This window comes from Streptomyces sp. W16 (assembly GCF_033194735.1).
GTDB lineage: Bacteria > Actinomycetota > Actinomycetes > Streptomycetales > Streptomycetaceae > Streptomyces.
This window is the reverse complement of record NZ_JAWOAI010000412.1, coordinates 1-9050: the sequence shown is the minus strand read 5'-3', so window position 1 is coordinate 9050 and position 9050 is coordinate 1. Positions and strand designations below refer to the sequence as shown.

General features: G+C 69.8%; 8 protein-coding genes. 5 read left to right on the top strand and 3 right to left on the bottom strand.

Translation table 11 applies throughout. The features are described from left to right. The coding region (locus R6V09_RS38175; RefSeq protein WP_317886071.1) for a PP2C family protein-serine/threonine phosphatase at positions 1-969 on the top strand (969 nt) is incomplete at its 5' end. A gap of 24 nt (positions 970-993) precedes the next feature. On the opposite strand, the gene R6V09_RS38170 is transcribed toward R6V09_RS38175, so the two are convergent. The 3 genes from R6V09_RS38170 to R6V09_RS38160 all read right to left on the bottom strand — a co-directional run bounded on the left by R6V09_RS38170 (position 994) and on the right by R6V09_RS38160 (position 2661). Further along, on the bottom strand, positions 994-1329 hold the full coding sequence (locus tag R6V09_RS38170) for a DUF2516 family protein (RefSeq protein ID WP_078651503.1): 336 nt from the start codon (positions 1327-1329) through the stop codon (positions 994-996). A gap of 131 nt (positions 1330-1460) precedes the next feature. Then, complete coding sequence (locus tag R6V09_RS38165) at positions 1461-2138, bottom strand: hypothetical protein (RefSeq protein WP_317886070.1); 678 nt, start codon at positions 2136-2138, stop codon at positions 1461-1463. A 76-nt stretch (positions 2139-2214) separates the two neighbouring features. Beyond that, on the bottom strand, positions 2215-2661 hold the full coding sequence (locus tag R6V09_RS38160) for a helix-turn-helix domain-containing protein (protein ID WP_317886069.1): 447 nt from the start codon (positions 2659-2661) through the stop codon (positions 2215-2217). A 223-nt stretch (positions 2662-2884) separates the two neighbouring features. Here R6V09_RS38160 and R6V09_RS38155 point away from each other — a divergent pair, with 223 nt between their 5' ends. From R6V09_RS38155 to R6V09_RS38140, 4 genes are all read left to right on the top strand, one after another. Next, positions 2885-5404: a lantibiotic dehydratase gene (locus tag R6V09_RS38155; protein ID WP_317886068.1), complete on the top strand. Its 2520-nt coding sequence runs from the start codon at positions 2885-2887 to the stop codon at positions 5402-5404. Positions 5405-5465: 61 nt separating this feature from the next. After that, positions 5466-6806: a B12-binding domain-containing radical SAM protein gene (locus tag R6V09_RS38150; RefSeq protein ID WP_317886067.1), complete on the top strand. Its 1341-nt coding sequence runs from the start codon at positions 5466-5468 to the stop codon at positions 6804-6806. Between the two features lies 1 nt (position 6807). After that, positions 6808-7902 carry an arginase family protein gene (locus R6V09_RS38145; protein ID WP_317886066.1) on the top strand — a complete coding sequence of 365 codons (1095 nt, stop codon included), beginning with the start codon at positions 6808-6810 and terminating at the stop codon, positions 7900-7902. Next, positions 7899-8951 (top strand): hypothetical protein, encoded by a 1053-nt coding sequence (locus R6V09_RS38140; protein ID WP_317886065.1) that lies wholly within the window; start codon positions 7899-7901, stop codon positions 8949-8951. The genes R6V09_RS38145 and R6V09_RS38140 overlap by 4 nt, the downstream gene beginning before the upstream one ends. Positions 8952-9050: the final 99 nt, after the last annotated feature.

Below are 9050 nucleotides of genomic sequence, written 5' to 3'. Positions count from 1 at the left end.
CTGGCCGTGCTCAGGCACGTGCTGAGGATCGCGCCCCGCCACGCCGTCCTCGCCCTCACCGCGTCCGGCGACACCGAGCGCGGCGCCGAGGCGGTCCGGGTGGGCGCGCAGGACTATCTCTTCCGGGACGAGCTGGACGGCCGGCTGCTGAGCCGCGCGATCCGCTACGCGGTGGAGCGGAAACGTTCCGACAGGGCCGAGCGCAAGCTCACCGAGTCCAAGCTGCGCGCCCAGGAGAACGCCCGCCTCGAACGCGGCCTGCTGCCCACGCCCCTCCTCGACGGCTCCCCGCTGCACTTCGCCGCCCGCTACCGCCCCGGCCGCTCCCGCGCACTGCTCGGCGGCGACTTCTACGACACCGTGCGCACCCCCGACGGCACCGTGCACGCGATGATCGGCGACGTCTGCGGCCACGGCCCCGACGAGGCCGCGCTCGGCGTGGAACTCCGTATCGCCTGGCGCGCGCTCACCCTGGCGGGCCTCTGCGGCGACCAGCTCCTCGGCACGCTGCAACAGGTCCTGGAGCACGAGCGCTCCGACGACGAGATCTTCGCGACGCTCTGCACCGTCGACATCGCCCCCGACGGCCGCCGCGCGGGCCTGTGCCTGGCCGGCCACCCGTCCCCGCTGCTCGCCCGCCCCGGCCGCCCGGCCGAGCTCCTCCCCTACGACAACAACGGCCCCGCCCTCGGCCTGCTCCCCGGCGCCCGCTGGCCGCGGATGCAGGTGGAGCTGGGCGCCGAGTGGAGCCTGATGCTCTACACCGACGGCCTGATCGAGGGCCGGATCGGCGAGGGCCGCCGCGAACGGCTCGGCCAGGACGGCATGGTGGCCATGGTCCGCCGCCAGCTCGCGGAGGGCCTGCGCGGCGAGAAGCTGCTGCGCGCGGCGGTGAACGAGGTCCGCGACCTCAACGGCGGTGAGCTGACGGACGACGTGGCGGTGGTACTGCTGGACCGGGCGCCGTAACCCCGGCTACCTGGCCGTAGGACTTCAGCGTCCGCCGTTGTACGGGCCGTAGGGGCCGTCGCTGCTGGAGCCGCCTCTGCGGCTGCGGCCGCCGCCGGGGAGGCCGCGGAGGGCCGGGCGGACGTCGACCATGTACACGATTGTCGCGACGAGGCCGATGATCGGCAGGAACGACAGGATGTTGAAGATCAGGTTCACCACGAAGGCGAGCCCGAGGACGATCAGCCAGAACGGCTTGGTCTTCTTGTCCGCCGCGCGATAGGCGTCCTCGCGGCGCGTGGCGGCGTCGACCAGAGCGAAGCCACTGAAAACGATCAGGGCGGTGCTCAACAGCCACATGAACCCTGTGAAGCCCTGCATCAGCACTACGTCCACCACCAGACTCGGCTAGTCATTACGCGGTCACCGTACCCGCAACCGGATTGCCGCTACCCGAAGAACGGGCCGGGCACTCGTGGAGTGCCCGGCCCGTCACTGATCACCCGTCCGTGTCACTTCGCGGGCGGCGTCGTCTTCTTCGCGGTGGTCTTGCGGGCCGGAGCCTTCTTGGCGGCGGGCTTCTTCGCCGGGGCGGCGGCAGCAGCGGGAGCCGGAGTGGGCTCGGCGGCCTTCACCACGACGGGCTCGGCGACCGGCTCGGGGTCGGGCTCGACCGCGACGGCCAGCTCCTCGATCTCGTCGGCGGCCTCGCCGCGCCAGGTCTTCACGGCCTGCTCGCCGTGCTCGGCGACCTTCTCGTACGCCTCGCGGGCCTTGACCGCGTACTCGGCGGCGACGCCGACTCCGCGCAGCGCGAAGTCCTGGGCGGACTCGCCGAACTTCTTCAGGTCGGCGTCGAGCGTGGTGCCGAGCTTCTTGAGGTCGCCGTCCAGGCTGGTGATGAACTCGTTGACCTTGACCTGGAAGGTCTCCTGCGCCTCCTTGGCCTTGGCGGTCGCTTCCTTGGCCTTGGCGGTCGCCTCCTTGGCGCGGGCGGCGGCCTTCTCCTGCACAGCCTTCGGGTCGGTGCCGCGCACGGCGTCGATCCGGGCCGGGGCCTCGGCACGCAGCTGCTCGACCAGGCCAGGAACCTTCTTGGCCTGCTGGAGGGCGAGGTCGGCGGTGCCGGCGGCGAAGTAGAGGGGGGTGGGGTCGCTCAGGGTCTTGCGCAGGTCATCGGTGATGGCCATGGTGATGGTCCTTCCCGGTTGCTATCAGCTGAGGGTTTGGGTTGCTTCCGCGATCGGCGGACGGGCCGTGTCGTCGTCAACTGGCCGTCTGCTCCTGCGGGTCGGCGTCGCTGCCGTCGGCACTGTCGCTCACGCCGGGACCGCTCTCCGCGCCTTCGTCCCCGTCGGCGATCTCGAATCCGTTCTCCTTGCGGAAGGACTCGTAGATCTGAAGCAGCACCTGCTTCTGCCGTTCGGTGAGCGTGGGATCGGCGAGGATGACCGCACGTGTCTCGACCTCGTCCCGGTCCCGCTCGGCGTCGAGGATGCCGGCCCGCACGTACAGCGTCTCGGCGGAGATCCGCAGCGCCTTGGCGACCTGCTGCAACACCTCCGCGCTCGGCTTGCGCAGCCCGCGCTCGATCTGGCTCAGATACGGATTGGACACCCCGGCGGCGTCGGCGAGCTGCCGCAGGGACAGCTGCGCGGTGCGCCGCTGTTCACGCAGATACTCACCGAGATTGCCGACGTTGAGCGATGCCATGCCTTCACCTTGCACCACCCCTGCTAACTATTGCAAGCACCTGCTTGCAAAAGTGCGCCACGCCACTCCACTCGCACGGAGCGCAGCGAGCCGGACACAGAAAGCGACTCCGTCATATTTGGCTTGAAGTCGGTGAACCCCGGCATATGCCATTGAATACGCCCCGTCGCATGGCTAGCGTCACCCCCTGTTGTGGGCACAGCGCGAGCAACGGGGGACAGTCATGGACAGGCCAGAAGAGTGGGCGCTTGCCCCGATCATGCTGCTGCGCCACGCGGGATTCCCCTGCGCCCTCCTCCAAGAGGTCGCCGACTCGTCGACTCCGAAGGCCGCGGACGCCGTACTCACCCACCGCGACGAGGCGCTTCGGATCGGGCAACGATTAAAGGCCGTGCTGCGCGAGGAGCGCGTCGGCACGAAGGGGGACATCGCCTCCGGAGTGGGCATGCTGCGTCCTTTACCGCCGCGGGATCTCGCGCGCCTGGAGACGGACCTCAGCCCGGCGTCCTTAGAGACGGTCAAGCGCTACCAGGACGCGGTCGTGGCCCTGGGCAGCGGGTGGGCCGCTTTCGAGAAGCATCACGCCGCCGCGCTGGCACGCGGTCGCGAGACCGTCGTACGCCTCTTCCGCGACCCCGCGCTCCAGCAGGTTCTGCTGCTGTCGAACGACGCGCGCTTCGAGGAGTTCGTCGGCTGGATCGACGGTGGTGGAGGGGGATCGGACGGGCATGTCCGGCGTATGACCGACCTGCTCACCATGTACCTCCAGCGGGTCACCACGAAGAACGAGACGCATTCGCACTTCGGCCCTCTCGCGATGGTCCGGGTGGCACCCGACTCCACCGGGATCTCCTGGTCCACCGGTCCGCTGCGCCGCGTCGCCTTCCTGAGCCACTGGGCGGGCGAGGCCATGGCCGAGGCGTTCAGCCGCCGCCCCGAGCACTTCGAGACCGTACGTCCCCGGCGGCGCCCGCTCGCGTTCGGCCAGGACTCACGGATCCGGCGGTACGCGTTCGAGACGCGGACGGGCATGCCGGACGACTGGCGCTTCGTCGAGGTGACGGCCGAAACGTTCGACGACGACCGGTCATGGCTGTGGGAACGGTGCGACGGCGAGCGCACGGTCGCACAGCTCCGCACCGCGTGGGCGCGACGCGACGGCACCCCGCCCCGTCGCGCCTTCGACGAGGTGCTGCACGACCTGGTGAGCAAGGACTGGCTGACGGCACGCTGGGAGATTCCGGTCGGGGCCGACGATCCGCTCCGGACGCTGACCGGACACCTGGAGGAAGCGGCAGCCGATCCCGCGGTGGCGCGGTGGTTCGCCGACACGCTGCGGCAGTTCGCCGACGGCCCGGTCGAGGACCGTGCGGCCGTGCTGGGCCGCCTCAAGAAGAACTTCGAGGAGATCACCGGGACCGCGGCCAACCGTTCCCAGGGGCTGCACTACTCCGACCGGAGCGTCCTCTACGAGGAGGCGTACAGCCCGGTCAGGAACATGACCCTCGGCCAGGACGTCGAGCACGTCATCAGTCGCGAGCTGTCCGTGGTCTACGACCTGACACTCCTCGCCCCCCGGCTCCGTGTCCGCCGCGAACAGGAAATCCTGCACGCCTGGACGAGGGAACGTTTCGGCCTGGGAAACCCCGTCGCGCTCCAGCACTTCTACGCCGGCTTCTTCGAGGACAAGCCGCAGCTCGCCCGGAGGTGCGAGGAAGTGGACCGGGACATCGCGACGCTCGACCAGGAGATCACCGCCGTACTGCTGGCCGGGGCCACCGGCGATCAGCACGAGACGGTCGTCGACCGGGACCGGCTGGAGGAACTGCTCGCACGCCATCCGGCCACACCACCGGCGCTGTGCAATCCGGACGTCATGCTCGCCGCACGGGACGCCGACGCGCTCGCCGGTGGAGACTTCCTCGCCGTCGTGGGCGACTGTCACGCCGTCCGCGAGGTGCTCACCCACTCCAGCTTCGCCCCGATGCTGCAGGCCGAGGCTCCCGAACTGCTCGACGAGGTCTACGCGCGGTACCTGAGCCTGCTGGACGAGGACGAGGTGCTGATCGACCTCTCCCGCTCACATCCGGACAAGACCGCCGTCCAACTGGCCTACCCCTGCCCGGATCTGGAGGTCCACGGACTGTCCCCGAAGAGCCGGGACGCCGTGCTCCAACCCCATCAGCTGTACGTCGTGGCGACCGCCGAACGCCTGGAGCTCCGCGCGCGAGGAGTGGAAGGCCGGCTGAAGCTGCTCGCCCCGCTGGCCGGCGGACCCAGCATCCGCCAGGACCCGCTGTCCCCGTTCGCCTTCCCCCGGCACTTCGGAGGCGTCGGAATCGGCAGCGCCGGTCACACTCATCTGCCGCGCATCCGCTGCGGGCGCGTCGTACTGCACCGGGAGCGCTGGCGCATACCCGCGAACGCCCTTCGCGGATGGAGCCCCGGAACGCGCCCGGCGAAGGGGGACGCGGCCGAGTTCGCCGCCGCTCACCGGCTCCGCCGTGACCTGGGCCTGCCCCGCCACGGTTTCCTGAAGATCCCCGACGAGCCGAAACCGGTGTACGTCGACTGGGAGTCCCCGCTCCTCGTCAGACAGATCTTCCGGCTCGCCCGGAGATCCGATTCCCCGCTGGAATTCAGCGAAATGCTCCCGTCGCCCGAACAACTCTGGCTGGAGATAGACGGAGAACGCCACACGAGCGAACTGCGCTGTGCGGTCTTCTCCCGCGGTTCCGGCTGACGGTTTTGGCCGACAGCTCCACTTCGACGATGCCGCACCATCATCGAGCAAAGGGACGACCATGCCCAAAAGCTGCATAGTCCAACTTCCATTCCCCTCCAGCCATGACCCGGACCCCCACCTGTCGAGCTACTACGACGACTACGACCGGAGATTCCGCGCGTTACTCCCCGAGTACTTCATCCCGTCCGACGGGTTATGGGAGATACCGCTGTGGGTCGCCCATCTGACCGCCCTGCTGGACACCGCGGGCATCGACTCCGTCTTCCGTGACCTGTCGAGGGCACCGGCGGAACCGGACGTCTGCTGCGAACCGCTGATGGAGGCGACCGCCCCCGGCGATCTGATCCTCATGTCCCCGCTCGCCCAGAACTTCCGCCTCGCGCTGGACGTGGCCAAACATCTGGAGCACACCGGACGCCGTGTCGTCCTCGGCGGGAACATGGCCCCGCTGGCCCCGGACGGCGCCGTCCACGCGGTACACCGCGGCCAGCTCGACGCCACCTTCGTACGCAGGCTCGTGGGGCTCGCCTCCGGAGCGGGCGGGGACCTGGAGAAACCGCTGCTGCCCGGGCTGGTGTCCGAGCGGATCACCTGGGCACCGGACTACCGCCACCTCGGCGGCTACGAGGGCCGGGTTCCCCTGCTGCGGCTCAACGCCAGCCACGGATGCCTGTACCAGTGCTCGTTCTGCGGCGACGCCTGGAGCAAGCAGCTCACCCTCGTGGAGAAGGGCGCCCTGGAGCAGGAGGTGGACGAACTCACCGCCCGGTTCCCGGACACCTCGCTCTTCTACATAGGCGACAAGACGTTCGGTCAGTCGCGCGAAGCGGTCGCCAACCTGTTGGACGTCTTCCGCGACCGGCCCGGATACCGGTTCATCGTGCAGACGCACGTCATGCAGGTGAAGGACTGGATCGTCGACGCCATGCTGGAACTCGGCGTCGTCGCCGTGGAACTCGGCTTCGAGTCGGCCGACTCCCAGATGCTGAAACGGCTCAACAAACTCTCCCGGGGCCTCGACGACTACACGTCGAGAATCCGCAAGCTGAGCGACGCCGGTCTGAAGGTCGTACTCAACATGATGGGCGGCCTCGACGAGGAGACGGAAGCCGCGCACGGCCAGACCGTCGACTGGATGCGGGAGAACAGTTCGGCGCTGTGGCTCTTCAACCTCTACAACTTCGTTCCCTATCCGCTCACCCCGGACTTCCCGAGGCTGCGTGAACGCGTATTCAACTGGGACTTCGCGGACTGGCGGGAGGACGCACCCGTCGTCTACCGGCCGCGGCACCTGTCCCCCGAGGCGAGCTGGGATCTGTTCCAGGAGAAGATCGCCGCCGCGCACGACATCATCCGCACCCCGATGACCGTTCCCACGTCCTCTGCGCAGGAGAAGTGACATGACCGAGCTTCCCGACTTCGAAGCGCTGCAGAACAACGTCAAGGCCGAGGACTTCGAGGAGGACCCGCTGCCGGGATGGGCCGGCATCGCGACGCTCTTCGGCACCCCCACCACTCGCGCCGACCGGGTGGACGTCGGGGAGGACGGCTGGGTGGTGTCCGGCATTCCCTTCGACACCACCGCCAGCTCCCGGCCGGGAGCCGCGGAGGGGCCCCGGGCCGTCCGCCAGGCAAGCCTGGTCTTCTCCAGCTATCTGACCAGCCTGGGCCAGTGGCGGATGCTCGACACCCGCACCGGCCAGTCCTTCCGCTACCGCGCCCCCCAGGTCGCGGACGCAGGTGACCTGCACATCTACCCGACGGACACGGTGCGGACGTTCCAGGCCGTCGCGGCGGAGAGCCGCCGGCTGAGCCAGTCCGCGCCGCGTCTGGTCTTCCTCAACGGTGACCACTCGTGCACGTTCCCCACGTTCGCCGGATTCCGCGCCGGGCGGCTCGACCGCGGCGCGGGCCGCGTGGGGTTCATCAACATCGACCACCACTTCGACTTCGGCAACTGGAGCACGTTGCACGGGCCGCTGTACCACGGCTCCAACTCCCGCAGGATCAGCGAGATCCCCGGGATGCGCCCGGAGGACATGGCCTTCGTCGGCGTCGGCGACGTCACCAAGTACGACCAGTACCGCGGTCTGATCGACAGCGGCTTCCACATCGTGCCGGGCTCGCAGCTCGTCAGGGACGGCGCCGCCGCCGCGCTGCGCCCCCTCGTCGAGGAACTCGGCTCGCGGTGCGACACCGTCTACGTCTCGCTCGACATCGACGTGCTCGACACCGCCTCGGCGACCGGCACCGGCCATGTGACCATGGGCGGCATCAGCACCGGAGACCTCCTCGACGTCTACGAAGAACTCCGCGCGCTTCCCGTCGGCGCCGTCGACGTGGCCGAGGTCGCCCCGCGCTACGACCCGTCCGGCACCACCGCGCAGATCGCGGCACGCCTGCTCTTCGAGTTCCTCTTCCGCACCGAGTGCGTGCCGTCCGACTTCGCGCCCTGGTCCGACGGCACCGCCGACGAACTCCTGGAGCGCCCGTGAAATTCGCCCCCACCGAGGCTCAGTTCGACTGCGCCGGTCTCGTCTCCGGGGCGGCGGACCGGCGCGAGCAGGCACTGGACGACCTGGCCGCCGCGTCCGTCGACGTCATCCACCGGGTCGGCTTCGCGGTGTTCCGCATCGGCCGCCTTCGACTGGGTGTCGAGGAGAGCCGCCGGCTGTCGGCAGCCCTGGCCGAACGGATCCGCGCGGCGCTGATCGCCCGCGGCGCCCCCGCGGAGCTGCGGCTGGAGATCGACCGCCCGCAGCAGACGTACGTGCCCGAGGGCTTCTCCACCCGGACCCTGCTGCCCCACCACGACGGACAGCACTGCTCGTACCTGACGCCCAGTCTCCAGGACGCGCCCGACTGGGATCCCGCCTGGCGGGAGTTCGGCAGTTCCGGCTACACCACCACTCCCGCGCACAAGATGTACCAGGGCATCTTCCTCCCCGACGTGGGAGAAGGACTGAGCGTCACCACGTACTACGACTGGCTCGGCGTCATCGACGACGTGCTCGCCCGACGCGGAATCGACATGGGGGACGACCGGTCGGCCACCGCGGCCCGCTGGATCGGCGACAACCTGCGCCGGGGGCTGGAGCGTCAGCCGGAGCACGGCTGTGCCTATCCGTCGTTCGGCGCCATGCTCGGCCTGGAGGAACCCCTCTGGCACGGCCTGTCCTTCCACCACAGCGAGACCGTGCTGACGAAGGAGGAGCGGGTCCGCTACCCCGCCGCCGTGCCGCTGGCCACGCGTTGCGCCTGCGGTGAGTGCGAAGGTGAGGCGGCCCGTCTCTTCTGCCACCAGGTGCTCATGGCCACCGGTCTGACCTGGGCGCGGTTCCGGCGCCGCTGGGAAGTGCTCGCGCCGGGCGAGCAGTGCGACCTGCTGTTCGGCCACAACCTCAGCATGCTCCACGGCGGCCTGGCCGGCGGCCCGGGGCGGATCATCGAACCGCTCTGCCTGGTCATGGACACCCCGTCCGGCCGCGAGTACGAGCGCTGGCTGGCCGCGTCCTGGCGGCGCACCCTGCCCGGAGCGCGGTGATGCGGGGGGCGTCCGCCACTCTCGCCACCCCGGTGGACCTGCACCTGCACACCCGGCACTCCGACGGGGACGAGGCTCCGGCCGAGCTGGCCCGGCGCT